This is a genomic window from Leeia sp. (genome assembly GCF_041909055.1).
GTDB lineage: Bacteria > Pseudomonadota > Gammaproteobacteria > Burkholderiales > Leeiaceae > Leeia > Leeia aquatica.
Genome location: NZ_JAYREC010000002.1, coordinates 372462 through 397645, shown reverse-complemented (window position 1 = coordinate 397645; position 25184 = coordinate 372462). Strand labels below are relative to the sequence as shown.

The following is a 25184-nucleotide window of genomic DNA, read 5'->3' as shown; positions in this document are numbered from 1 at the left end:
TGGGATTTCGTTTTGTTTTTTTTGCATCCGATTATTGACACGTGGTTGGAAACCCTTATAATGCGTGCTTCTTCGCTGCTGCGCAACAGAAATCGCGGTTGAGCAGCAAAAGATGGCGGGCCCAGGTGGCGGAATTGGTAGACGCACTAGGTTCAGGTCCTAGCGCCTTCACGGGCGTGGAAGTTCGAGTCTTCTCCTGGGCACCATCGACAACAAAGCGAAGCAAGTCTGGAATCGTGCCCAGGTGGCGGAATTGGTAGACGCACTAGGTTCAGGTCCTAGCGCCTTCACGGGCGTGGAAGTTCGAGTCTTCTCCTGGGCACCACGATTCAAATCACTCCTGCAGTAACCCTCCCCTTCGTTTGATTGCCCCAGCTTTGCGATGACCAGTTCGGTCAGGTAGCATGTTTGCGGTTCACTTTACCTGCAAATACCATGCTGATACCTGCTGATGATATTCATCGTGTGCTGCGACAAGCCCGTAAAGCCGCACTGGCCACGCATTCCGCACGCCACCCTGGTTTTCCGCATGCTTCCTGGTTGCCACTCTGTGTTGCCGCCGCAGGCGACCCCCTGCTGCTGTTGAGCCAGCTGGCCGAGCATACCCAGAATCTGCAGGCCAACCCGCAGGCCAGCCTCTTACTTACCGCAGACGATGACCTCCCCGCGACAGAGCAGCGGCGGCTGACCTTATTGGGTAGCCTGACCCCGGTTGAACTGGAACCAGAAGAACAGGCGCGTTACCTGCGCCTGCAACCTGATGCGGCACAGTTTCTGGCCTTGGGAGACTTTCGTTTTTATCGCATGCAGGTAGCGCATGCGCGATTGATTGCCGGATTTGGCCGCATGGGCTGGCAAACCGGTGCGCAAGCAGCAGGTTTGCCCTGGGATGCCCGGCAAGAACACGCCGTGCTGGCACAACTGGACCACCCTGCCATATTGGGTATTGATCCCTACGGGCTGGACTATGACAACGCGGGGCAACGCAGCCGCCATGAATGGCCGCACGCTACCTCGGAAATGACGTCATTGCTGGCACAGGCACGCCTATGGTGTGACGCTCACTGAGCGTTCACACCATCAGGTCCAGCTGCTGCACGCTGTGCACCTGCCCGTTATCACCGATCGCAATGCCGCTACGCTGTATCTGCCCTTGCAGCTGATGCCCTGCGCCGTACAGGTCAAAGGGGGTGGCCAGCGAAGCTAGGCTGATGGCACCGACCCCCGCCTGCTTCAGGCTCAACAGCTGGTCTTTGCCATCCGCGCCTCGCGTCCACAGGCGAAGCTGTGCGAACACCGGGTCTGACTCATCAATCCAGCCATTGTGATCGCTGTCTTCCTGTGCCAGATCAGCAAACCCGTTGCCGGACTGGGGGCCAAACAACTCACGGCCATCATTGATCTTGCCGTCCTGATTGCGATCCAGCGCCAGAAAACCACTACCCGGTTGCAGCAGGTGCACCTGCTCTCGCTGACCATCTGCGTCCAGATCAAAGGCGGTGGTCTGCTCAGACAGGGCTGCCGCATTGCCGGCATAGTTGATGATCAGGGGGTCCTTGCGCACGGCATTGCCAATGGTGAGCCGCTCGTGCCGCTCTTCATGATACTGCCGGGCCAAGGTAAGGGATAGGTCAAAGCAGATGCGGGCACCATCCTGTGTCACCAGCTCGCCCTGCGCGCTGAACTGGCTGAGTTCCTGCTCGTCATGCACTTCATGGTACTCGTACTCGGCGCCGAAACCCGGGTCGCCGTTGGTCGCCAAAGCGGCCTCTGCAGCAGCCGTCTCCGGATTCGCCTGTGCATCCGGTAATTTGCCCTCAAACAGGTCCAGCTTGCGCCCGGTCAGGATTTCCACCAGTTGCCGCAACACATCCAGCGGCGAGCCTGACACGGTCCCCCTGCGCTCATCCGGCTTGGGGGGCGGGGCTGCTGCGTCCGCCTGCGCCGCCAGCCGTCGCGCTTCCTCTCCCAGGGTCACCTGATCACGGCCCCGCTCTGGCGCATCAGACGGACGCGGCCCGGTCCAGAACCGCAAGCGCTCACGCACCTCTGTCTGCTCCAGTTTGACATGCGATGCACTCATTTGCAGCTTGGCTGATTCGATCTTCATGGCACACTCCGATAGCCGCCGACCTGTACGGTCTATCGGGTGATTCCGGCATTACTTTAGCCTCAGCGGCTGGACGGCATCACCACCAGCGCCACCCCGGCAGCGGCCAGCCCGATGCCCAGCAGCATCAAGGCGGTCAGCGGCTCATCCAGAATCAGTGAAGCCATCACTGCAGTGGTAGGCGGCACCAGATAGAACAGGCTGGACACCTTGCTCGCCTCGCCCTGCCGAATCAGCCAGAACAGCAAAAAGATGGCCGCCAGCGACAACACCAGCACCAACCAGGCCATGGCCAGCCCAAACTGCATCGTCCACACCACCGGGCGCGTCTCCAGTAGTGACAAGGGCAATAGCACCAGCGTCGCTGCCAGATACTGGATCAGGGTCGTGATGCGGAAATCCAGCCCACCGCCAAAGTGCTTTTGGTACAAGGTGCCAACAGACATGCCCAGCATGGCCATGACCGTCAGCGCGAACCCCAATAACGAGAACTGGCCGCTCCCCCACTTGCTGGACAACACCAGCAGCACCCCGGCCAAACCTAATGCCAAACCCAGCCAGTGCCGTGCAGGCGGGCGCTCTTTCAGCAGCCCTGCCCCAATCAGGTTGACCACCAGCGGTTGCAAACCTGCAACCAGCGCCACCAAGCCAGCGGGGACGTGATGATCTATGGCACTGAACACTCCTCCCAGATAGGTGGCATGCAGCAAGACACCCGCAACGGCAACGTGCGCGACCATCTTCCAGTCTCGCGGCCATGGCACCCCCGCCAGCAGAATGAACGGGGTCAACAACGTCACCACCAGCACAAAGCGGATGACCAGAAAGGTCAGCGGTGGAGCAAACGGCATGCCCAGTTTGGTGAAGATGAAGCCCGTGCTCCATAGCAGTACAAACAGGAACGGCGCCAGACGTGGCAATACGCGTGAAGCAGGCATGCTCAACCCAAAAATAAACCCTGATGTCTGCATGGTGACATACTCGACCGGGCCTGACACGGCACGCGACAGGGGGATTGGACTCGACTGTCTCCGTCAGAGCCAGGGCGTTGTACCGGTCCCACTACCATGACAGCAACAAATAAAAAGCGGCCCGCAGGCCGCTTGGTTTGAGGCAGGCACCGATGGCTTACTTGTCCTGCTTCTCCGGGGGGGTAAAGCCCGGCATGCCAGGAAAACCCAGCCCGCTGAACAGGTTGCGGGTGCGGTCCTGCATCTGCTGCTGCATATCCACAAACATATTGGTGCTCTGCTCCAGATAGGTGGACAGCATGCCTTGCATGGCAGGGCCCTGAAACTTGAGGAACTCGTTCCACAAGCCGGAGTTCATCACCGGGTTTTCACCATAGAGCTGCTTGGTCTGCTCCTGCAGGCGGTTTTGCATCTGGGCGAACATTTGCATGTTCTTCTCCAGATACGTGCCCATCATGCCCTGCATCGCATTGCCATAGAAGCGGATGATCTGGGTCAGCACATCGTAGGAAAACATCGGCATGCCACCGGACTCTTCTTCCAGAATGATCTGCAGCAGCACGCTGCGGGTCAGATCATCGCCACTCTTGGCATCCAGCACCTGAATGTCCACATTGTCCAGAACGAGGCGCTTCACATCATCGAGGGTGATATAACAACTGGTCGCCGTATCGTACAACCGGCGGTTAGGGTATTTCTTGATGATGCGCTTTTCTTGCGTCATGCGTGCCTTCCCTTGTCGGCTTGTTTCTTCGGATTCTATCACCATTTTACGCTGCTGCGACGCGCAAGCACACCCCCTTGAAATATTGTTGCAATGCACAAATATATTTGACATCACGTTGATATCAATAATATTATTCAAATTGTGCACCGCACCAACAACCAAGGAGCAAGACCATGCAAGCGAATGAAGCCCTGAAAGCCTTCAGCCTGAAGCAGCTGGAATCCGCGCTGCAACTGGCGCAAATCTCCCTGCAAAGCACCGAACAACTGATCCGCCTGCAACTGGACGTCGCCAAGAGCACGCTGGAAAGCCAGGCACAGAAGGTCCAAGCCGCTACCGAATTGAAGACCCCGGAGCAGCTGGCCCAATACAACAAGGACAGCATCAAGGCGGGCCTCGAAAGTGTCCTGAGCTACTCCAACTCGCTGTACGAACTGGCCAGCCAGACCCAGAACGAGCTGGGCAAGCTGGGTGAAAGCCAGCTGACCGCGCTGAACAAGGACATCATCAGCACGCTGGACCAGACTGCCAAGCACGCCCCGGCCGGTTCGGAAACCGCGGTTGCCGTCGCCAAGCAAACCGTGCAAGCCACCGCTGCCGCCATTGACAGCCTGACCAAGGCTGCCAAGCAAGTGGCTGACTTTGCCGAAGCCAGCGTCAAGGCTGCTGCAACCGCCACGACGGACGCCGTACGCCAGGCTGCCCGCCTGTAATCCGGTAAACACCGTCAACAAAAAGGCGACCTGATGGTCGCCTTTTGTTTGTGCGCCCCGCCTTACGGGCGTTCCACCGCCAGCGCCACACCCATGCCACCGCCAATGCACAGGGTCGCCAGGCCTTTTTGTGCGCCGCTGCGCGCCATTTCATGCAGCAACGTCACCAGTACGCGGCACCCCGAAGCACCGATGGGGTGACCCAGCGCAATCGCCCCCCCATTCACATTCACCTTGCTGGCGTCCCAGCCCAGTTCGCGCCCCACACCCAGCGCCTGCGCGGCAAAGGCTTCGTTAGCTTCAATCAGGTCCACTTCACCCAGTGACCAGCCCGCACGGGCCAGCACACGTTGCACGGCAGACACCGGCCCCATGCCCATGATGGCCGGTTCAACACCAGAGGAGGCATAGGCCTTGATCCGTGCCAGCGGCTTCAGCCCCAGTTGATCCGCCTTGGCTGCAGACATCATCATCACGGCGGCAGCGCCATCGTTGATACCCGATGAACTGCCCGCCGTCACCGTACCGTCCTTCTTGAAGGCGGGGCGCAGCTTGGCCAACAGCTCGGCCGTCGCATCGGTGCGGATGAACTCGTCGGTTGCAAACGGCACCGGGTCACCCTTGCGCTGCGGTACCAGCACCGGCACGATCTCATCCTTGAACTTGCCTGCGGCCTGTGCAGCGGTCGCCTTCAGCTGGGAAGACAAGGAGAATGCATCCTGCTCTTCGCGGCTGATGCCGTATTTTTCGGCGATGTTTTCAGCGGTGATGCCCATCGGGTACTGGTTGTACACGTCGGTCAGGCCGTCGTACATCATGCTGTCCACCAGCGTGCCATTCCCCATGCGGATACCGTCACGGCTGTTCATCAGCACGTGCGGGGCCAGGGTCATGCTTTCCTGACCACCGGCAATCACGATCTCATTGTCGCCACAAGCAATCGACTGTGCGGCGAGGTGAGTAACCTTCAGGCCAGAACCGCATACCTGATTGATGGTCAGTGCCGGCACTTCGACTGGGATACCGGCCTTGATCAGGGCCTGCCGGGCCGGATTCTGGCCCAGACCTGCGGTCAGCACATTGCCCATGATCACTTCACTGATCTGGCTACCTTGCACCCCGGTACGCTCCAGCAAAGCCTTGATGACGGTCGCACCCAGCTCCGGTGCGGACACCTTGGCCAGACCGCCACCAAAATTGCCGATAGCAGTACGAACCGCTGCAACGATGACAACTTCCTGCATGTTTGACTCCTTCATTCCAGACAGAACGGGCACCCAGAGGGGTGCCCGTGATGAGGATTACTCGGCACGCATCTTCACATACCGCCCCGGTGCAGGCTCGATGGCCTTGTATTGTCGGTTGCCCGCTGACTTGGGTGCCTTGACCTTCTCGCCCGAGTGCCCGGCCAGCCAGGCCGAATAATCCGGCCACCAGCTACCTGGCTTGCTCTGTGCGCCTTCCAGCCACAGATCGGCCGAAGCAGGCAATTGATCATTGACCCAGAAATTGCGCTTGTTGGTGGTCACCGGGTTGATGGTGCCAGCAATATGGCCGGACGCACCCAGCACAAAGCGCTGCGGCCCGCTCAGGTACTGCGTGCTCAGGTAGGCCGACTTCCATGGCACGATGTGGTCTTCCTGCGCGGCAAACAGATAGGACGGGATGTCGATCTTGCGCACGTCGACCGGCACGCCACACAAGGTCATCGCACCGGGCTTGGTCAGGTTGTTTTCCTGGTACATGTTGCGCAGGAAATAGGTGTGCATCGGCAGCGGCAGGTTGGTGCCGTCCGAGTTCCAGTACAGCAGGTCAAACGGTGGCGGGGTCTTGCCCTTCAGGTAATTGTTGACCACGTAGTTCCAGATCAGGTCATTGGCGCGCAGGCTGGAGAAGGCCGTCGCCAGCTCCTTGCCCTTGACCAGCCCGCCCTCCGAAGCCCGTGCCTCGCGGAAGCGCAGCATGTTCTCGTCGATGTATACCTTGATCTGGCCCGGATCGGTGTGGTCGATCATCGAGGTCAGATAGGTGGCGGACGTGACACTGTTGTCACCCTTGGCCCGCAGTACGGCCAGCGCGGTGGTCAGGATCACGCCACCAATGCAGAAGCCCAGTGCATTGATGTCTTCACGACCACTGATGGCCTTGACCACCTCAATCGCCTTGAATGCCCCACGCTCGAGGTAGTCATTCCAGTCAAAGTGCTTCATGTCTTCCGTGGCACTGCGCCAGGAGACGAGGAAGGTGGTATAGCCTTCGGACACCAGATAGCGCATCAGCGAGTTCTCAGGCTGCATGTCCATCAGGTAGTACTTGTTCACACAAGGCGGGATCACCAGCAGCGGACGCTCGTAGACCTCTGCCGTGGTCGGTGTGTACTGGATCAGCTGGAACAGCTCATTCTCAAACACCACCGTGCCAGGGGTAACCGCCATGTTGCGACCGACTTCGAATTTCGATTCGTCGGTCATGGTGATATAGCCCTTTTGCATGTCTTCCAGCATGTTCTTCATGCCTTCGACCAGACTTTCACCCTTGGTATCCACCGCCAGCTTCAACACTTCCGGATTGGTCAGTGCAAAGTTGCTCGGGCTCATGGCGTCGATGAACTGCTTGGTAAAGAAGCGCAGGCGCTCCTTCTGCTCCTCATCGTTCTGCGTTTTGTCCACCATGTCCATCAGCCACTTGGAGGTGTTCAGATAGCTCTGACGCACGTAGCTGAAGAAGGGGTATTGTTCCCACTCGGGAGCCGAAAACCGCTTGTCCTTGAGCGGTACCGCAGCGTCCTGTGTCTGACCAGAAAGCCCCTGCCAGGCCTGCATCTGCTGCTGGTACAGTTGCTGCTGCAACTGGCCCAGCTGGCTGGCACCTTGCCAGAAACCCGAGAACAGCTGGGCATAGGGATTGGTGGCTGCGGCATTGGGATCAGCGGCGGCCGTGGTACTGGCCTTGACCCATTGCTCAACGAACTGCTGATTGGCCCGCGTCATCTGCTCAAAAAACTGGGCAAGGCCGTTACTTTGCTGCGCTTCACTCATGCGGTAAGCTCCCGTGAAACCGCCAAACAGTTAAACCATGTTGCGTTGCAGGAATGTATTCAGGTCTGGTGACAATTTGATGACCATGATGCATGCTAGCGGAAAGCCAGATTGCCGACAACGACATTCATCGTCTGTACATGGCCTGTTTGACGCAACGCAACAGAAACCCGTTTACCATGCGCATCATCATTCTCATCGCCTGGCTTTATGTCGTCCTGCTGCTGGCCGCTGGCAGCGGCAATCTGGCCCGGGCCATCAATGTTTTCCTGTTTCTCGGCGTCATCCCGGTCGGCTTGATGCTGTGGGTCAGCCTGCGCAAAGTGCATCAACGGCAGCGTGCGCTGCGTGAAGTGCGGGAGCAGGCTGCCGAGGCCGATCAGGCCGAGTGATCCAGCCAGATCAGACTGGCCATCCGGCCAGTCACCCGGTCTCGCCGGAAGGAAAAGAAACGCGCCTGATCATGCCAGGTGCACAGCCCGCCGCCGCTGATGTCAGCCACCCCGACCGCCTGCAGGCGCTGCCGGGCCAGCGCATACAGATCGCACCACCACTTGCCCGCGCCATGCGGCTGAAACGCTAGATCAGCCGCGGCATTGTGCTGCAGGAAGGCCTCGCGGACCTCATCCCCCACTTCAAATGCCTGCGGGCCAATGGCAGGCCCCAACCAGGCCAGGACATCCTGCCCAGGCACCCGCATCGCGGCCAGGGTGTGCTCCAGCACGCCTGCACACAGCCCTCGCCAGCCCGCATGGGCAGCGGCGACCACCGTCCCCTGCCGATCGGTGAACAGAACTGGCAGACAATCCGCCGTTTGCACCACACACACCGCCGCCGGGCTTCGGCTCACCGCCGCATCCGCGTCCGGCTCACACGCCAGACTTTCATCCAGATTGACCACCGTGGTGCCATGCACCTGATTCAGCCATACCGGTTCTGCGGGGAGCAGTGCGGCCAGACGCTGCCGGTTCTGTGCGACCCGCAAAGGGTCATCCTGCACATGGGTGGCTGTGTTCAGGCTATCAAAGGGCGGCAGGCTTACCCCGCCCTGCCGGGTGGTGACCAGCGCACGCACATGGGCGGGCGCGGCCCAGTCCGGACGAATCAGGTGTGAGTCAGTCAGCAGCATCTTCAGCCTCCAGCTCGTCGAGCAGGGTTTGCATGTCCTCCGGCAAGCTACTCTCCCATTGCATGGACTGGCCGGTTTGTGGATGCTGCAACCCCAGCCGCAAGGCATGCAAGGCCTGCCGCGGGAAACGCTGGCAGCTGTTGCCGCCACCGTAGACCGGGTCGCCAAACAAGGGATGGCCGATGGACTGCATATGAACACGAATCTGATGCGTCCGCCCGGTTTCCAGTCGACACTCCACCAGCGTCGCATGGCGGTACCAATCCAGCGGCTCGTAATGGGTCACGGCGGGCTTGGCCCCGGTCGAACCGGCAGGCAGGACACTCATCAGTGTACGCTCGCGCGGGTGGCGTCCCATCGCGGCATCCACCGTCCCGGCTTCGTTCAGGTGTCCACGCACCAGGGCGCAGTACTCCCGCTTGACGGTGCGAGCCTGCAACTGTCGCACCAGTTCGGTTTGCGCCGTCAGGGTCTTGGCGACCACCATTAGGCCGCTGGTATCCTTGTCCAGCCGATGCACGATACCGGCACGCGGCACCTGAAACAGTGCCGGGCAGTGCGCCAGCAGACCATTGAGCAAGGTGCCGGACCAGTTGCCATGCCCAGGATGCACCACCAGCCCAGCCGGTTTGTTGATCACCAGCAGCGCATCATCTTCATGCACGATGGGCAAATCCATCACCTCGGCGCGAAAAGCCAGTTGCTCTGGCGGCAGCTCTGGCAAGACCAGCACGGTCTCACCGCCCCATACCTTGGTCTTGGGCGTCGCCACATCGGCGTCCAGCAGCACGCGCTCGGCTTTGACCCACTGCTGCAGGCGGCTACGTGAATATTGGGGTAGCAAACGGGCCAATGCCTGATCCAGCCGCAGGCCCGCCAGATCAATGGGTACCACAAACTCCAGCGCTTCCTGTTCCTCACCATTCTCAGAAGGAAGGTTTGCGCTATAATCGTCAGACTCGATTTCGGATACGGACATGAAGAAACTTCTTTCTATCACCGTGGTGGCCTTGCTGCTGGCCGGTTGTGGCAGCAACGAGAAAAATGACCCCACGTTGAAGTGGTCGGCCAACAAGCTCTATGCGGAAGCCAAATATGAGCTGGAAGAACGGAATTATAGCCGGTCTATCGAGTACTTTGAAAAACTGGAAGCCCGTTACCCCTATGGGCAGTATGCGCTGAGTGCCCAGCTGAACGTGGCTTACGCCAATTACAAGGATAATGAGCCAGCTGCGGCCATTGCGGCATGCGACCGCTTCATCAAGCTGCACCCGACGCATCCGAATGTGGATTACGCCTATTACCTGAAGGGGCTGGCTTCGTTCAACGAAGACACTGGTTTCTTTGCCCGCTTCTCCAATCAGGACCAGACCCAGCGCGACCCGCAGGCCGCCCGGGACTCCTTTGAGGCTTTCAAGAAGCTGACCACGCTGTACCCCAACAGCAAGTACACCCCTGATGCCCTGGGTCGCATGCGCTATCTGGTGAACGCGCTGGCCGCCAGTGAAGTGCACGTGGCCCGCTATTACATGAAACGGGGCGCTTACGTGGCCGCCGTGAACCGGGCCAAGTACGCGATTGAGCACTACCAGCACGCCCCCGCCACGGAAGAAGCCATGGTGCTGATGGTGGCCGGCTACGAAAAGCTGGGCATGACCGATCTGCGGGATGATGCCCGTCGGGTGCTGGACAAATCCTTCCCCAACAGCAAGTACCTGAATGGTCCACAAGAAGAAAGCAAGCCTTGGTGGCAGATCTGGTAAGCGCGCATCATGCACCATGAAAAACCGGGCGAGAAGCCCGGTTTTTTTATGGCTGATGTAGCGCGGCTACCGCCGCTTTCGCCTGCATCAGACGCTGCTCACCCTGCCCGGCTACCCGCAGAAACCGGCAACCGAAACGCTGCAAGGTGGCCACCGCCTGCGGGCTGCTGAGTTCGCGGCGGTCAGTATGCGCCCGCTGATGATCCTGCTGATAGGCAATATCGGTTTCCAGCAACAGGTAGTAGTCGGCTTTCTCTTGCTGCGCCAAAGCCAGCATGTCGGCCGGTGCGGGACCATGGTAGTGCTCGTACCACATGACAGACGCCAGTGCGTCGGTATCCAGGAACAACGGCCGCCCCGCTGCCAGCTTGGCCAGTGCCCGGTTGCTGGCCGCTTGTAGCCAGGCCATTCGCTTGGCATCCGCTACGCTGCACTGATTGTCATAGGCATCAAACCAGGTGCGTACCGCCTCGACGCCCGCTACGCCCCCCACGGCATCTGCCAGCGCGCGCGCGAGTGTGGATTTGCCGGTGCAGTCCGCACCAAACAGCACCACCGTCGGTGCCTTGCCTTGCCGGGGCGGCAACCCGGTCGGCCCATGGTCCAGCGGCAAAAATGGCAGGCGGCCAGCCCGCGCGCGATCCTGCCAATGGGCAGACAGCCATGCTTCACAGTTTTCTGCGCGGCCCTGATGTACACGATCCGGCCACGCGCCCTGCCCCGTCTGCGCATCCGGAAGCATGACCTCATGGGCCAGCTGCCGTGCTACCTCCAGCTGATAGCGATGCTCGGGCCGCTCCAGCGCAAAACAGCCCGCCAGGGCAACCCGCCGATACAGCCTGAGCGCATCCGCCACGGTGGATCAACTGTCGTTACGGTCCAGATACTGCAGCTTGTCTTTGACATTGGCCCAGTCAGCATGGTCTGGCAGCGGATCCTTCTTCTCAATGATCGGGATCCAGTTGGGGTGCTTGGACAGCTCGGCATTCAGCTCGATATATGCCTCCTGGCCGGGCGGCACGTCATCCTCGGCATAGATGGCTTCCACCGGACATTCCGCCACACACAAGGTACAGTCGATGCACTCTTCCGGGTCGATCACCAGAAAATTCGGTCCTTCCCGGAAACAGTCCACCGGACAGACGTCTACACAGTCGGTGTACTTGCAACGGACACAGGCTTCGGTCACTACGTAGGTCATGGCTTCCTCAGATCAACAAACCGCCACTTGGCGCTATGAGCCAATTTTAACAGAGGCCCCGCCCCCACGCCCTGCCGTTTGCTTATGAGAAAAAACCGCCACGCTATATAGCAAGCATGTTCAAGTCGCCTGTCAGGCGCGCAACATCCACCGCATGATGCGAGCAAAGCGTGGGCCATACGGCGGTTTCATCAGCGCCAGGCCATTCCACCGGCGCTGGGTGTAAACCGGCTTGAGCTTGCTGAAGGTCAGGAAACCTTCATGACCGTGATAATGCCCCATGCCGGAAGGCCCCACACCACCAAAGGGCAGGTCATGCTGGCCGACATGGAGCATGGTGTCGTTGAACGTTACGCCACCGGAACAGGTTTCGGCGAGGATGCGCTGCCGGTCTGCAGCACGATTGCCCAGGAAATACAGGGCCAGCGGTCGTGGCCGCGCGTTCACGAAGGCAATGGCCTCACTCAGATCATCGTAGGGGATCACCGGCAGGATGGGACCAAAAATTTCTTCCTGCATCACCCGCATCTCGTCCGTGCCCCCCAGCAGCACGGTCGGTACCAGTTGCCCTGGCGTCAGGCCGTCTTCGTCATGCAAAGGCACGGCTCGCGCGCCTTTGGCGAGCGCATCGTCCAGATAACCTTGCAAACGCTGGCGATGGGCAGCGTTGATAATATGGCTGTAATCCGTATTGCTTGCCAGCACCGGGTACAGGCTGCGCACGGCCTGCTCGGCGGCCTGAGGAAAGCTCGCCAGCCACTTGCGGGGCAACAACAGATAGTCCGGTGCTACACAGGTCTGCCCTGCGTTGGCGCATTTGCCAAACATCAACTGCCGGGCCAGCGTTTCAACATCGAGATCGTCGCCCGCGATGACCGGTGACTTTCCGCCCAGCTCCAGGGTTACTGGCGTGAGGTTGGCGGCAGCCGCCGCCATCACCTTGCGGCCAACAGCGGTCGAGCCAGTAAACAGCAGGTGGTCAAATGGCAGCGCTGCAAATGCCGCAGCCAGTCCGGCATCGCCCTCCACCAGCCGTACCTGGTCTTCAGGAAAACAATCAGCCAGCACCGTCCGCAGACAGGCATTAAAGGCAGGGGTGAATTCGGAGAGCTTGAGCATCACCCGGTTGCCCGCCGCCAGCGCCGCAGTCAGGGGCCCCACCGAAAGAAACAAGGGGTAATTCCACGGCACGATGATGCCAACCAGCCCCAAAGGCTGCTTATAAACATGGTTGCTGCCCGGCAGGTGCCATAGCCCGGTTGAACGACGCTCTGGTTGCATCCAGCGCTTGAGGTGTTTCATGGTGTGGCGAATGCCATCCAGCGTGGGGAACAGCTCCAGCAGCTGGGTCTCGTGGGGCGAACGACCGCCAAAATCCTGTGAGATCGCGTACTGCAGCCCTTGCTGATGTGCCAGCAAGGCTGCTGCCAGTCGCCTCAGTGCCTGCCGCCGCGCCATCAGATCCGGGGTGGGCTGGCTACGGCTCAATGCGTGCATGTGCTGGAATGGTGCGTGTACATCCAGCAATGGTGCTCCTGATATGCTGTCCACCTTACCCCCTGCACGATGCGGTTGCCCATTAGCCTGCTCGATGCAGACTGCGCCAAATCATTGTTGCGCCTTTATGACTGCCAGTCAATTATTTAGTGAATGTCCATTCTCAACGGAAACTGGGGAAATCCCCAATGCACGACTGTCCTTTGGATCGGCATACAATGCCGCACCAGACCCTACAATGAGCACGCTGCCGCATAGGCTATGCCTTTACTGGTATCCATCGCACCTGATACAACAAAATTCATCGAGGAGAGCACTGTGGAAAGACGGTCATTTCTGAAGAAAGCAGGCGTTGGCGTTGCAGCAGCGGGCGTTGGCAGCGCCGCAGTTGCAGCAGACGGCCCCAGCATCAAATGGCGGCTGGCATCCAGCTTCCCCAAGGGGCTGGATACCATCTACGGCGGCGCAGAAACCCTGGCTGCCCGTGTCAAGCAATTGACCGGTGGCAAGTTTGAGATCCGCTGCTTTGCCAGCGGCGAAATTGCACCCGGCAATCAGGTGCTGGATGTGGTGCAGCAAGGCACCGTCGAGTGCGGCCATACCTGCAGCTACTACTATCTGGGCAAGAACAAGGCCTTTGCTTTTGATACGGCCATCCCCTTCGGCTTGACCGCGCGCCAGCAAAATGCCTGGATGTACTTTGGCAATGGCCTCTCCTTGATGCGCGAACTGTTCAAGGAATACAACATCATCAACTTCCCGGGCGGTAATACCGGGGTGCAGATGGGCGGCTGGTTCCGCAGTGAGCTGAAAGGGCTGGACAGCCTCAAAGGCCTGAAGATGCGTATTCCGGGCCTGGGTGGCGAGATCATGGGACGACTGGGCGCCGTACCTCAGGCCATTCCGGGGAGCGATATTTACCCGGCGCTGGAGAAAGGCACCATTGATGCCGCCGAATGGGTGGGGCCTTATGATGATGAAAAGCTGGGCTTCTACAAGGTCGCCAAGAACTACTACTACCCGGGCTGGTGGGAGCCGGGCCCGCAGGTGTCGTTCTATGTGAACATCAACGAATGGAACAAACTGCCCAAGGATTATCAGGCAGCCTTTGAAGCAGCCGCTGCAGAGGCCAATGTGTTGATGATGGCAGAATACGATGCCAAAAACCCGCAAGCCTTGGTGCGCCTGATCCAGAACGACGTCAAGGTGCGAGCCTACCCGCACGACATTCTGTCCGCCGCCCAGAAGGAAGCCTTCCAGCTGTATGAGGAAGAAGCCGCCAAAAATCCGAAGTTCAAGAAAATCTACGATGACTGGAAGAAATTCCGCACCCTGCAGCACGGCTGGTTCCGCCTGGCTGAAGGGACGATGGAAGATGTCATGTACAGCAGCAAGAAGTAAGCGGTCACAACCCACAAAAAACCCCGCCAGCGCGGGGTTTTTTGTGGGTCAGCAGGCGAAGGGCTTTACGACTCTCCCAGCTGCTCCCGCAGGGAATCCATCGACCAGTCCAGCTGGAAGTAGGCACTGCCGAGCTCCAGCAGCGGCAGCAGCTCCTTCATCAGCGCCGGCAGGACCACCAGCACCTCGGTGTGGCGGCCATCCCGGATCAATTCCAGCGCCTGCTCCACGTTGTACTGCGCCGGCATGTCCAGCACATCCATGCTGCTGTCTTCCAGGACAGCAGAGGCCGTCGGCGCAGGCATGTTCTCCGGAATGGCCTGCCCTTCGATCCAGTTCCCGCCCTGATCCTGTGCCATGCCCAGCCGGGCTGAGGCCAGCGCCAGCAGGCCTTCAAAATCATGCTCCACCGCCTGGGAACTGCACGCCAGGCCAATGCTGCACGACAGCTTGATCACATCACCCCGGTAGGTGATTTTGGCACCGGCAGTGGCCTGGCAAACCCGCTCAGCGGCAATGATGGCCTGATTCAGGCTGGTGTTTGGCAGTGCAATGGCAAAGTACTGGTCTTCACAACGTGCTACCACATCTTCGCCACGGAGTTTGGCGGAGAGCATCTTGCCAAACATCTGCAGGATCTTGTTGCAGACCACATCCGGGTAGCGCTGGATCAACTCGTCAAAACGATCCAGCCCGATGGCCAGCACCGCCACGGGCTCGTCATGCCGACGGGCATAGGCCATGAACTTCTGCCCTTGGCGGATCACATAGTTCTGGGTAAACAGGCCGGTCACCGGATCCGTGGTCGCTGCAAACTCGATGGTCTGCTGGGCCGTGCGCAGCTGTTTCTCGGCTTCGATACGGGACAGGTTCCCCTTGATCCGCGCCAGCAACTCCACCTGATCGGTAGACTTGGTGATGAAGTCATTCGCCCCCAGATCCGCCGCATGTTGCTTGGCGGCATCATCCTCATCACCGGAGATGATGATGATCGGCAAGCTGCGCAAGGCTGGCAGGTCACACGCCCGGATCCGCTGCAGCAAGCCATGTCCATCCAGCTTGGGCATGGACACATCGCTGATCATCAGGCGGATGGAGGCATCCTGCTGCAGGCGGGTCCAGGCGGCTTCGCCATCCGCCTCTTCAACCAGATCATAGTGCCCTGTCAGATGCTTGCGCAGCGAAGCGCGCACCATCCGTGAATCGTCCACGATCAGGATGCGTGGCAACTCCGAGGCCAGATTGTCTTCATTCAGCATGAGTAAGGCACCCGTTCCGGTTTAGTACAATGTAATTTTCATTATAGTCCCCCCGCAAAGCCAGCCACAAGGCATCCGCTTACGCCAGATGCTGCAAAGCCAGATATTCGCTGCTTTGCATCTCCTGCAGGCGGCTGACCGTACGGACAAACTCGTTGGCAAAACGCCCTTCAGGATAGAGTTGCTCAGCAGGTACCGCCGCCGACATGAACAGCTTTACCCGTTGGTCATAACAGATATCCACCAGCCAGGTAAACCGCCGCGCCGCATTATGCATGTTCTCGCCCATTTGCGGCACACCGGACAGCAGCACGGTATGATAACTGCGTGCCAATTGCAGGTAATCGACCTGTGAGCGATCGGTCTGGCAAAGGGCCGCAAAGTCAAACCACACGACGCCGGGCGCTGCACGCCGGGCCGTCACGGTACGCCCTTCAATGGTCAGCGCCGGTTTGTCATCACGCCCGGTGGCCACATCGTCAAACACCCGGCCCAGCTCGGCATCTGCCGATTCACCCGCCGGGGTCAGGTAGGTGGCGACGCGGGTCAGGCTGCGCATCCGGTAATCCCGGCCACTGTCCACATTGAGGATATCCAGCTGCTGTTTCAGCAGTGCGATGGTGGGCAGGAAATTCTCCCGCTGCAATCCATTTGGATACAGGCCATCGGGCGGGTAGTTGGAGGTCATCACAAACACCAGCCCGCGCTCGAACAGCGCCTCCAGCAAACGCCCCAGCAGCATGGCATCCGCAATATCCGAGACATGGAACTCGTCAAAGCAGATCACCCGGTACTTGCGGGCAATCTTGTCCGCCACCTGCAACAGCACGTCGTCGCTGCCGCGCAGCTCACGCAACTCGGCATGCAGGTTGAACATGAAGTGGTGAAAATGAATACGTTGCTTGCGCTTGTAGGGCAAGCAACTGAAGAACGCATCCATCAGGAAACTCTTGCCCCGCCCCACCCCGCCCCACAGATATACACCGCGTGGCACCGCGGGGTCAGGCAACAGCATGGCCAAGGGCCGGTGCCGTTTCTTCTTGAACACCAGCAAAGCCTGATACAGCTGCTCCAGCCGATCAATGGCTGCAGCCTGGGCATCATCCGCCTGAAAACCCCGCATCTGCAAGGCTTGCTGGTACCACTCGCGGGGCGACTGATCGGGAGAAGGGGTAAAGGCGTGCTGAGACATACCGGATTTCGTCAGTGGGGCAACAAGGGAAGCAAACGAGGCCAAAGCAGGATATGCACAACCCAGGCAAACAGCATGGCCAGCAGGTCATCCAGCATCACGCCAAAGCCGTTCTTCATGCGCGCGTCCAGCCAGCGGATCGGCCATGGCTTGCTGATGTCAAACAGGCGAAACAGCAGCAAGGCCAGTAGCTGGCTCCACAGGGCAGCGGGCGTCAATGCAAACAGCAGCCAGCAGGCCACCATCTCGTCCCATACGATGGCGCCGTGATCCACTACCCCCAGTGCTTTGCCGGTACGGGCGCAGCAAAACACGCCCAGCACAAACAGCGGCAAGCAGGCCCAGACAATCTGCATGGGCGTCAGCCAGTGTGCCATCAGCAGGTATAAGGGCCAGGACGCCAATGACCCCCAAGTACCCGGCGCAGGTCGCATCAGGCCACTACCCAGGCCCAGGGAGAGAAAATGAGCGGGATGGGATAGCAGCAAGCGCCAGTCCGGTACGCGGCGCAGGGAGGGCTGGACAGACTCAGGCAAAATGGTCAAATCCTTGCAGCTCCCAGTCTACCGGTTGGCCGCCCTCCAGCCATTGCACACCGTTACCGGCCTGCATGTGACCGATCCGGGTCAACGGCAAACCCAGCTGACAGGACAACGCCGACAACGCCTCCCGGTGCTGCGGGGCGGCTGTAAAGCACAACTCATAGTCATCGCCACCCGCCAGCACACACTGCCAGTACAACGGGTGGGGGGACAAGACCTGCACCACCTCGGATACCGGCACCGTCGTCACCTCCACCACCGCCTGCAGGCCCGAGCGATGGGCCAGATGGCGCAAGTCACCCGCCAGCCCGTCCGAGACATCCAGCGCGGCACTGGCCAGCCCGCGCAACGCGGTACCGAGCGCCAGCCGGGGTTGCGGCTGCTCCAGCCGGAGGCAAAGCATGCTGGCCTCAACCTGTGTCAACCGTACTTTACCGAGCAGCGATTGCAAGGCAAACGCGGCATCGCCCAGCGTGCCACTCACCCAAAGGTCATCACCTGCTTGCGCACCATCACGCCGCAGGGCCTGGCCTGGCGGCACCTCTCCCATGATCTGGATGGACAGGTTGAGCGGCCCGCAGGTGGTATCCCCGCCAATGAGGCTGACCGCATGCTGCTCTGCCAGTGCACGAAAACCCTGGGAGAAACCGCATAGCCAGTCTTCATCCACCTCAGGCAAAGCCAGCGACAACATGGCCCAGCGCGGGGTCGCACCCATGGCCGCCATATCCGACAGATTGACCGCCAGCGCCTTGTGGCCCAAGCGAACCGGGTCGGTATCCGCAAAGAAATGGCGTCCCGCCACCAGCATGTCAGCCGACACCACCAGCTGCTGGCCCGGCGAGGGTTGCAGCAAGGCGGCATCGTCGCCAACGCCCAGCACCGCATTGTGGGCGGGCCAAGTGAAATAACGCCGGATCAGGTCAAACTCACCGCTCATGGCTGGGGGGTGCCCACGGTAGGGGTCTCGTCGTATCAGGCGGGGTCGGTCTTGCGCGGCGCGCGACCCGCGGCGACTTCCGGCGCGCGCAGTTCTGCGGCCAGCTTGTCCAGCACACCGTTGACATATTTGTGACCATCGGTACCGCCAAACGTCTTGGCCAGTTCAATGGCTTCGTTGATCACCACCCGGTAGGGAATTTCTGCCTGATGGCAAAACTCATAGGTTGCCAGCAGCAATACCGCCTTTTCAACCGGGCTGATGTCTTCATAGGGACGATCCAGATAGCGGGTCACCTGCTGTTGCAGGGTTTCCACCTGATCAATCACCCCGCTCAGCAGGGATTTGAACAGCGGAATGTCGCAACGGTTGAACTCGTCGGTTTCATCGCGCAGGTTCAGCTCGATGTGCATGGCATCGTGCTGGGTCATTTGCCATTGGTAGAGGCCCTGCACCACCAGCTCGCGACTGCGGCGGCGTGCACTTTTCTTTTGGGGTTGGCTCATGGTATCCGCTTTCTTGCCAGCACCCACGGCAGTGGGTGCCACCACCCGCCCGGACGAGCGGGTTCAGGTTATCAGAAGGCTCAGGCGAGTCGCTTGAGCAGGTTCGCCATTTCCACCGCAACGCGAGCGGCATCGCTGCCCTTCTCGGCCATGCGGACTTCGGCTTGTTCATCGGTTTCCGTGGTCAGGATGGCATTGGCCACCGGAATATCGTAGTCCAGCGCCACGCGTGTCACACCTTGGCCCGACTCGTTGGCCACCAGCTCGAAATGATAGGTTTCACCCCGGATGACCGCACCAAGCGCGATCAGGGCATCAAAGCGAGCGCTTTGTGCCATGCGCTGCAAGACGAGTGGCACTTCCAGCGCACCCGGCACCGTCGCCAGGGTAATGTGTTCACTGGCTACCCCCAGGCGGGTCAGCTCATGGGTACATGCCGACAACAGGCCTTCGCAGACCTCGGTGTTGAAACGGCTCATGACGATGCCGATGCGCAAACCTGCGCCATTCAGCTGCGGCTCCAGTTCCTGGATGGCTGCATTGCGTGCCATGACCATTGCCTCATTTCGTGACGATAATTGGGCATTATACCATGAACCCCACCTCACTCGGCGGCGTCTGGCAGTTTCACCCGCAGGCTGAGGTATACTGGGCAGCTGTTATAGATGAGGGTGACTTCATGCAGACTTACCATGACCTGCTTCGTCATGTCCTGGCCCACGGCCACCGCAAGACCGACCGCACCGGTACCGGCACCTTGTCGGTATTTGGCCACCAGAGTCGCTATGATCTGGCCGCAGGTTTCCCGCTGCTGACCACCAAGAAAGTGCACCTGAAGTCCATCATTCATGAGCTGCTCTGGTTCCTGCAAGGCAGCACCAATGTGCGCTACCTGCAGGAGAACGGCGTCTCCATCTGGGATGAATGGGCGCGTGAAGATGGCGAGCTGGGGCCGGTATATGGCTACCAATGGCGCAGCTGGCCGACCCCGGATGGCCAGCATATTGATCAGATCAGCCAGTTGCTGCAGCAACTGCGCAGCAACCCGGATTCGCGCCGCATGATTGTCTCCGCCTGGAATGTGGGCCAGATTGATCAGATGGCACTGCCGCCCTGCCATGCGTTCTTTCAGTTCTACGTGGCAGAGGGCCGCCTCTCTTGCCAGCTCTACCAGCGCAGTGCTGACCTGTTCCTGGGGGTGCCTTTCAATATTGCCTCTTACGCCTTGCTGACCTTGATGGTGGCTCAGGTGTGCGGACTGCAAGCCGGTGAGTTCATCCACACCCTGGGCGACGCTCATATTTACCTGAACCACCTGTCGCAGGTGGAGGAACAGCTGGCACGCAGTCCAAAGGCTTTGCCGGTGATGCGGCTCAATCCGGAGGTCAACGACCTGTTCGCTTTCCGCTTTGAGGACTTCACGCTCGAGAACTACGACCCGTGGCCAGCCATAAAGGCCCCGGTCGCTGTATAAGCCATCATCCCGCCTGACTGGCGGGATTTTTTTCACTTGCAGTATTAACGAGATTTGTTATCATTACGTCATTGATTCTCAATCAGGCCAGCAATCGCCATGTACGTTTGCATTTGCAAAGCGGTTACCGATCGTCAGATCAGCCAGGCTGTCGCTGACGGTGTCAGCAGCATGCGGGAGCTGCGCATGACATTGGGCGTAGCGTCTTGCTGTGGAAAATGTGCACCTGATGCGCGCGCCTTGCTGCTGGAAGGGCTGGCACGCCGTAAAGAAAGTGAACGACAGGTCATCTGGCTGACGACTGCCGCCTGACGACCGCCTCTCCCCGCGACCTTGCTTTCAGCAAAGCAAGGGGCTATCCTTTTGCTGATACCTTCCTCAAGGCGTAATCACGCCGTTCAGACAGCAAAGGACACCATCATGAAGGGCGATGCCAAAGTCATCCAGTTTCTCAATCAGGCGCTGAAAAATGAGCTGACCGCCATCAATCAGTATTTCCTGCATGCCCGCATGTGCCGCAACTGGGGCCTGAAAAAACTGGATGAGCACGAGTATCACGAGTCTATCGACGAAATGAAGCACGCCGACAAACTGATCGAGCGCATCCTGTTTCTCGAAGGCCTGCCCAATCTGCAAGAGCTGGGCAAGCTCTATATTGGCGAAAACGTGCCGGAAATGTTGCAGTGTGACCTCAAGCTGGAGCTGGATGCCATTCCAACGCTGAAGGAAGGCATCGCCTACTGTGAAACGGTGAAAGACTACGTCACCCGGGAATTGTTCGAAGACATCCTCGAAAGCGAAGAAGAGCATGTCGACTGGATCGAAACCCAACTGGAACTGATCAATCAGGTGGGTCTGCCCAACTACCTGCAATCGCAGATGTAAGCACCTTGCCGTAGCAGACTGCTGCAAGGGAACCTTTGCACGGCTGAATACCCTAATGGGGTATTCAGCCGTTTTCAATTACAGATCACTTCATGGGGGGTACATGGATCGTCGTCAATTCCTGCTCGGGGCCAGCGCCAGTTGGGCCACACTGGCCTATGCTGAGGAAATGGCCATGGCTCATCATGGCCGCCCAACGGTTGGCGATGTTGCGCAGTTTGTCGCCCCCAATCTGCCGCTCCCCACCGGGCAGCCACTGCAGCCCTTGCCCCGGCTAGCGCTGAACACAACATCGGATGGCAGTCTGCATGGCCAGTTGATCGCCGCATCGCACGCACGGCAGCTGCTGGCCGGCAAGGATACCCCCTTTTGGGCTTACAACGGCCAGCTACCGGGACCGCTGATCGACGTTGCAGCAGGCAGTACGCTGGAGCTGCAGTTTGAAAACCGCTTGCCACAGCCCAGCACCATCCACTGGCATGGCTTGCCGGTACCGGCGGATCAGGATGGCCTGCCACAGGATGCTGTTGCCCCCGGCGATCAGCGTCGCTACCGCTTTACCTTGCCCGCCGACTTCAGCGGCACCTGCTGGTACCACCCTCACCCGCACCACCATACGGCAGAGCAGGTGTTTCGCGGTCTGGCCGGTGCCTTCATCATCCGCCAGCCCAACGACCCACTGGCTCACCTGCCAGAACACCATCTGCTGATCAGCGACCTGCGACTGGATGCGGATGCCCGCATTCCTGCCAATACTGCTGCAGACTGGCTGGATGGCCGCGAGGGCCAGTTCGTGCTGGTCAATGGTCAGTTACGTCCTGAGCTCAAGGTCGCACCTGGCAGCCTGCTTCGCCTGCGCATCTGGAATGCCACCAGCGCCCGCCAGCTCCGCCTGGCCTTGCCGGGTGCCATCTGGTATCAGGTCGGCACCGACGGTGGCCTGATTGAGCGCCCGCAGCCGTTGCAGCAGCTACACCTGGCCCCGGCAGAGCGGGCCGAGGTGGTCGTTCGTCTTCCCACCGCCCCCAGTGCCCCCTATACCCTGCAAGCGCTGCCCTATGCCCGTGGCAAGATGGTCGGCCGCGAGCAGACGCAACCCTTGCCGCTGATGCAGCTGGTGCCACATGGCCAGGCAGTTGTTACGCCCGCGCTGCCCGAGCAGCTACGCCAGATCCCCCCCCTGCCCGCACCGGTGCGGGGACAACGGGTGCTGATGACCGAAAAGGCCGCTGATGGCCCTGTTCCGGTCCAGTTTCTGATCAATGGGCGCAGCCATGACCCCGAGCGCATAGACCTCTACAGCGTGCAGGGTGAAACCGAGCAGTGGGAAATCATCAATGGCAGTGATATGGACCACCCCTTCCATATCCACGGCGCACAGTTTCAGTTGATTTCCAGAATCCGCGATGGCGAGGAAACGCCGGAGCCCTGGCTGGCCTGGCGCGACACCGTGAACCTGACCCACGCAGAACGGGTGAAGCTACGCATTCGTCAGGACTTGCCTGGTCTGCGCATGTTCCACTGCCACATTCTGGAGCATGAAACCCTGGGCATGATGGGCAACCTGATGGTCAAAGCCGCCGGGTAAATGAAAAACAGGCTGCCCAGAGGCAGCCTGTTTTTCCGGAAAACGCCGCTTTACAGACCCAGCGACTTTTTCACCGCAGGCAAGCCTTCCTTGCCATCCAGTGTGGTCACACCGGCCAGCCACTTGTCCAGTACCGACGGGTTTTTGCGCAACCATTCCTTGGCTGCTGCATTGGGCTTGGTTTTGTTCATGATGGAGCCCATCACCATGTTTTCCATCGGCAACGTGAACTGCAGATTGCTCAGCAGCTTGCCGACATTCGGGCAGCGGGTACTGTAATCATTGGCCGTCACCGTGTAGACCTTGGCTTCGCCCAGGTTGGGGCCAAAATACTTGTCGCCACCGGTCAGGTAGGTCATCTTGAACTTGACGTTCATCGGATGCGGTTCCCAGCCCAGGAACACAACCCACTTGTTCTGCGCCACCGCGCGCTCCACTTCAGCCAGCATGCCAGCCTCACTGGATTCAACGACCTTGAAATCCTTCATGCCGAACTCGTTGGCCTTGATCATGTCCATGACCAGCTTGTTGCCATCGTTGCCCGGCTCGATGCCGTAAATCTTGCCACCCAGCTTGTCCTTGAACTTGCCGATATCGGCAAAGCTCTTCAAACCACCCGCAGCCACATAGCTGGGCACGGCCAGCGTGTACTTGGCCCCCACCAGATTCGGGGTTGGCAGCACCACCAGCTGCTTGCCCTTGACGAAGGGTTCAATCATCGGGGTTTGGCTCGGATTCCAGTATCCCAGATACACATCAAGCTGCTTGTGTTGCAGACCTGCAAACGTCACCGGCACAGAAGAAATGGTGGTGGAAGTCTTATAGCCCAGACCTTCCAGCACAGTGGAGGCCAGACCGGTCGTCGCGGCAATATCGGTCCAGCCCACATCGGCAAAGCGGACTTTCTCACAGCCCGCAGGATCGGCGGCCATGACCATAGGACTACATGCTGCAAGACTGAGAACCGCAAACATCTGACGTGCTTTGCTCATCTTCCACTCTCCTGTGAGGTGCTTAACCTGAATTCAGCAAGATATTGTTGTCGTGCATGGCATCCCCCTTGCCGTCAGAAGACGGTGCGGGCAGGGCTGCAGAACCGCTCCTGACTATGGTCGGATACGGTCATCTGCAAGAGATAGCGTGACATGCCAGCGCACCGTGACTTGTATCAGGGCGACCGTGTTTTGCCCACAGTCGCCGATGCAGCCATAACCGCGCCCTCGAGCAATGACTACTGCCCCAGCGCAGCCGTTACTGCAGTCAGTCCGTCCTTACCGTCCAGGGTGGTCACACCATTGAGCCAGGTCTTCAGCACGTCCGGATTCTTGGCCAGCCAGGCCTTGGCCGCGGCGTCCGGCTTGACCTTGTCCATCAAGGCCCCCATGACTTCGTTTTCCATCTTCAGGCTGAATTGCAGGTTATTCAACAGCTTGGCCACATTGGTACAGCGCTGCATGTAGTCGGGAGCCACAACGGTATAGACCTTGGCCTCGCCAAAGTTGGGGCCGAATATCTTGTCGCCACCCGAGAGGTAGGTGAGTTTGTAATTGACGTTCATCGGGTGGGGTTCCCATGCCAGGAACACGATCCAGCGCTTCTGGCCTACGGCACGCTGTACTTCAGACAGCATGCCCTTCTCCCCCCACTCCACCAGCAGGAAATCCTTGAGGTTGAAGGTATTCTTGTCGATCATGTCCTTGATCAGGCGGTTACCATCATTACCAGGCTCGATGCCATAAATGTTGTAACCCAGCTTTTCCTTGAACTTGACCAGATCGGCAAAAGTTTTCAGGCCCCCTTCAGCGGCATAGCTCGGCACTGCCAGCGTGTACTTGGCGCCAGTCAGATTGGGCGTTGGCAAAACTTTCACGTCCCCACTCTTCACAAAGGGGGCAATGTCCGCATCCATACTGGGCTTCCAATAGCCCAGGAAGAAGTCATACTTCTTGCTCTTGAGGCCATTGAAGGTGGCCTGCACCGTCCCGACCACCGGCTGCACCTTATAGCCCAGCCCGCGAAGCACCGTAGTCGTCAATGCTGTTGTCGCCGTGATATCGGTCCAGTCCACTTCAGCGATACGCACCGAAGCGCACTGGTCCGGTTCAGCGGCCCCCGCGGGCAGAGTGACCAACACACTGGCTGCGAACAGCAGACCCAGACCAAGGGGTTTTGCACGTAAAGCAAACTGCATCGACACTCTCCAGTTCAATTGGAACAACGATGACAGCCAGCCTGAAGCACCGGCATG

At 59.5% G+C, this 25184-nt stretch carries 27 protein-coding genes and 2 tRNA genes; 11 read left to right on the top strand and 18 right to left on the bottom strand.

Annotated features, from left to right (window positions below):
• Positions 1-119: 119 nt before the first annotated feature.
• From ACE3O2_RS07745 to ACE3O2_RS07735, 3 genes are all read left to right on the top strand, one after another.
• Positions 120-206: transfer RNA gene (locus tag ACE3O2_RS07745), tRNA-Leu, on the top strand.
• Between the two features lie 32 nt (positions 207-238).
• Positions 239-325: transfer RNA gene (locus ACE3O2_RS07740), tRNA-Leu, on the top strand.
• A 110-nt stretch (positions 326-435) separates the two neighbouring features.
• Positions 436-1068 carry a HugZ family protein gene (locus ACE3O2_RS07735; RefSeq protein WP_374336277.1) on the top strand — a complete coding sequence of 211 codons (633 nt, stop codon included), beginning with the start codon at positions 436-438 and terminating at the stop codon, positions 1066-1068.
• A 4-nt stretch (positions 1069-1072) separates the two neighbouring features.
• On the opposite strand, the gene ACE3O2_RS07730 is transcribed toward ACE3O2_RS07735, so the two are convergent.
• The 3 genes from ACE3O2_RS07730 to phaR all read right to left on the bottom strand — a co-directional run bounded on the left by ACE3O2_RS07730 (position 1073) and on the right by phaR (position 3805).
• Positions 1073-2110 carry a hypothetical protein gene (locus ACE3O2_RS07730; RefSeq protein ID WP_374336275.1) on the bottom strand — a complete coding sequence of 346 codons (1038 nt, stop codon included), beginning with the start codon at positions 2108-2110 and terminating at the stop codon, positions 1073-1075.
• A gap of 62 nt (positions 2111-2172) precedes the next feature.
• Positions 2173-3048 carry a DMT family transporter gene (locus ACE3O2_RS07725; protein ID WP_374336273.1) on the bottom strand — a complete coding sequence of 292 codons (876 nt, stop codon included), beginning with the start codon at positions 3046-3048 and terminating at the stop codon, positions 2173-2175.
• A 190-nt stretch (positions 3049-3238) separates the two neighbouring features.
• Positions 3239-3805, bottom strand: a complete 567-nt coding sequence (gene phaR, locus ACE3O2_RS07720) for a polyhydroxyalkanoate synthesis repressor PhaR (protein WP_168875481.1) — start codon at positions 3803-3805, stop codon at positions 3239-3241.
• A gap of 176 nt (positions 3806-3981) precedes the next feature.
• Here phaR and ACE3O2_RS07715 point away from each other — a divergent pair, with 176 nt between their 5' ends.
• Positions 3982-4521, top strand: a complete 540-nt coding sequence (locus tag ACE3O2_RS07715) for a phasin family protein (RefSeq protein WP_374336270.1) — start codon at positions 3982-3984, stop codon at positions 4519-4521.
• A 62-nt stretch (positions 4522-4583) separates the two neighbouring features.
• Here the strand turns inward: ACE3O2_RS07715 and ACE3O2_RS07710 are convergent, their stop codons facing one another.
• On the bottom strand, positions 4584-5765 hold the full coding sequence (locus ACE3O2_RS07710) for an acetyl-CoA C-acetyltransferase (protein ID WP_374336268.1): 1182 nt from the start codon (positions 5763-5765) through the stop codon (positions 4584-4586).
• Between the two features lie 57 nt (positions 5766-5822).
• Positions 5823-7559, bottom strand: coding sequence for an alpha/beta hydrolase (locus ACE3O2_RS07705; protein WP_168875484.1), 1737 nt, complete (start codon positions 7557-7559; stop codon positions 5823-5825).
• A gap of 92 nt (positions 7560-7651) precedes the next feature.
• Here ACE3O2_RS07705 and ACE3O2_RS07700 point away from each other — a divergent pair, with 92 nt between their 5' ends.
• Entirely contained in the window at positions 7652-7951 is a 300-nt protein-coding gene (locus ACE3O2_RS07700; protein ID WP_374336266.1) for a hypothetical protein, read from the top strand.
• Here the strand turns inward: ACE3O2_RS07700 and pgeF are convergent.
• Both pgeF and rluD read right to left on the bottom strand, forming a co-directional pair.
• On the bottom strand, positions 7939-8688 hold the full coding sequence (gene pgeF, locus ACE3O2_RS07695; protein ID WP_374336264.1) for a peptidoglycan editing factor PgeF: 750 nt from the start codon (positions 8686-8688) through the stop codon (positions 7939-7941). The genes ACE3O2_RS07700 and pgeF overlap by 13 nt on opposite strands.
• The gene (gene rluD / locus ACE3O2_RS07690; protein WP_374336262.1) at positions 8675-9667 is read right to left on the bottom strand and encodes a 23S rRNA pseudouridine(1911/1915/1917) synthase RluD; all 993 of its coding nucleotides are present in this window, start codon (positions 9665-9667) and stop codon (positions 8675-8677) included. Before rluD ends, pgeF begins: the two co-directional genes overlap by 14 nt.
• On the opposite strand from rluD, the gene ACE3O2_RS07685 reads away from it, so the two are divergent.
• Entirely contained in the window at positions 9666-10451 is a 786-nt protein-coding gene (locus ACE3O2_RS07685) for an outer membrane protein assembly factor BamD (protein ID WP_168875488.1), read from the top strand. The two genes, rluD and ACE3O2_RS07685, sit on opposite strands and share 2 nt — an antisense overlap.
• Before the next feature lie 46 nt (positions 10452-10497).
• Here the strand turns inward: ACE3O2_RS07685 and ACE3O2_RS07680 are convergent, their stop codons facing one another.
• The 3 genes from ACE3O2_RS07680 to ACE3O2_RS07670 form a co-directional block, all read right to left on the bottom strand.
• On the bottom strand, positions 10498-11307 hold the full coding sequence (locus ACE3O2_RS07680; protein ID WP_374336260.1) for an AAA family ATPase: 810 nt from the start codon (positions 11305-11307) through the stop codon (positions 10498-10500).
• 6 nt (positions 11308-11313) lie between these two features.
• Positions 11314-11652: a ferredoxin FdxA gene (gene fdxA, locus ACE3O2_RS07675; protein WP_168875490.1), complete on the bottom strand. Its 339-nt coding sequence runs from the start codon at positions 11650-11652 to the stop codon at positions 11314-11316.
• A gap of 132 nt (positions 11653-11784) precedes the next feature.
• Complete coding sequence (locus tag ACE3O2_RS07670; RefSeq protein WP_374336256.1) at positions 11785-13179, bottom strand: coniferyl aldehyde dehydrogenase; 1395 nt, start codon at positions 13177-13179, stop codon at positions 11785-11787.
• Between the two features lie 288 nt (positions 13180-13467).
• On the opposite strand from ACE3O2_RS07670, the gene ACE3O2_RS07665 reads away from it, so the two are divergent.
• Positions 13468-14550 carry a TRAP transporter substrate-binding protein gene (locus ACE3O2_RS07665; protein ID WP_168875492.1) on the top strand — a complete coding sequence of 361 codons (1083 nt, stop codon included), beginning with the start codon at positions 13468-13470 and terminating at the stop codon, positions 14548-14550.
• A 65-nt stretch (positions 14551-14615) separates the two neighbouring features.
• Here the strand turns inward: ACE3O2_RS07665 and ACE3O2_RS07660 are convergent, their stop codons facing one another.
• The 6 genes from ACE3O2_RS07660 to ribH form a co-directional block, all read right to left on the bottom strand.
• Positions 14616-15809 (bottom strand): GGDEF domain-containing protein, encoded by a 1194-nt coding sequence (locus ACE3O2_RS07660; RefSeq protein WP_374336254.1) that lies wholly within the window; start codon positions 15807-15809, stop codon positions 14616-14618.
• A gap of 79 nt (positions 15810-15888) precedes the next feature.
• Positions 15889-17001 carry a cell division protein ZapE gene (zapE, locus tag ACE3O2_RS07655; RefSeq protein ID WP_374336252.1) on the bottom strand — a complete coding sequence of 371 codons (1113 nt, stop codon included), beginning with the start codon at positions 16999-17001 and terminating at the stop codon, positions 15889-15891.
• A gap of 11 nt (positions 17002-17012) precedes the next feature.
• Positions 17013-17546 carry a phosphatidylglycerophosphatase A gene (locus ACE3O2_RS07650; RefSeq protein ID WP_205881861.1) on the bottom strand — a complete coding sequence of 178 codons (534 nt, stop codon included), beginning with the start codon at positions 17544-17546 and terminating at the stop codon, positions 17013-17015.
• Positions 17530-18483 carry a thiamine-phosphate kinase gene (thiL, locus tag ACE3O2_RS07645; RefSeq protein WP_374336249.1) on the bottom strand — a complete coding sequence of 318 codons (954 nt, stop codon included), beginning with the start codon at positions 18481-18483 and terminating at the stop codon, positions 17530-17532. The genes ACE3O2_RS07650 and thiL overlap by 17 nt, the downstream gene beginning before the upstream one ends.
• 35 nt (positions 18484-18518) lie before the next feature.
• The gene (nusB, locus tag ACE3O2_RS07640; RefSeq protein ID WP_168875496.1) at positions 18519-18989 is read right to left on the bottom strand and encodes a transcription antitermination factor NusB; all 471 of its coding nucleotides are present in this window, start codon (positions 18987-18989) and stop codon (positions 18519-18521) included.
• Between the two features lie 80 nt (positions 18990-19069).
• Positions 19070-19540, bottom strand: coding sequence for a 6,7-dimethyl-8-ribityllumazine synthase (gene ribH / locus ACE3O2_RS07635; protein ID WP_168875497.1), 471 nt, complete (start codon positions 19538-19540; stop codon positions 19070-19072).
• 128 nt (positions 19541-19668) lie between these two features.
• On the opposite strand from ribH, the gene ACE3O2_RS07630 reads away from it, so the two are divergent.
• The 4 genes from ACE3O2_RS07630 (at position 19669) to ACE3O2_RS07615 (ending at position 22936) form a co-directional block, all read left to right on the top strand.
• Positions 19669-20463 carry a thymidylate synthase gene (locus tag ACE3O2_RS07630; protein ID WP_168876864.1) on the top strand — a complete coding sequence of 265 codons (795 nt, stop codon included), beginning with the start codon at positions 19669-19671 and terminating at the stop codon, positions 20461-20463.
• Positions 20464-20562: 99 nt separating this feature from the next.
• A complete protein-coding gene (locus tag ACE3O2_RS07625; RefSeq protein WP_168875498.1) occupies positions 20563-20775 on the top strand; it encodes a bacterioferritin-associated ferredoxin in 213 nt (70 codons plus the stop codon).
• Between the two features lie 108 nt (positions 20776-20883).
• Positions 20884-21348 carry a bacterioferritin gene (gene bfr / locus ACE3O2_RS07620; RefSeq protein WP_374336245.1) on the top strand — a complete coding sequence of 155 codons (465 nt, stop codon included), beginning with the start codon at positions 20884-20886 and terminating at the stop codon, positions 21346-21348.
• Between the two features lie 103 nt (positions 21349-21451).
• Positions 21452-22936 carry a multicopper oxidase family protein gene (locus ACE3O2_RS07615; protein WP_374336243.1) on the top strand — a complete coding sequence of 495 codons (1485 nt, stop codon included), beginning with the start codon at positions 21452-21454 and terminating at the stop codon, positions 22934-22936.
• Between the two features lie 50 nt (positions 22937-22986).
• On the opposite strand, the gene ACE3O2_RS07610 is transcribed toward ACE3O2_RS07615, so the two are convergent.
• Together ACE3O2_RS07610 and choX are read right to left on the bottom strand one after the other, a co-directional pair.
• Positions 22987-23928 carry a choline ABC transporter substrate-binding protein gene (locus ACE3O2_RS07610; RefSeq protein WP_374336241.1) on the bottom strand — a complete coding sequence of 314 codons (942 nt, stop codon included), beginning with the start codon at positions 23926-23928 and terminating at the stop codon, positions 22987-22989.
• Between the two features lie 239 nt (positions 23929-24167).
• Positions 24168-25127 (bottom strand): choline ABC transporter substrate-binding protein, encoded by a 960-nt coding sequence (gene choX, locus ACE3O2_RS07605; protein ID WP_374336238.1) that lies wholly within the window; start codon positions 25125-25127, stop codon positions 24168-24170.
• Positions 25128-25184: the final 57 nt, after the last annotated feature.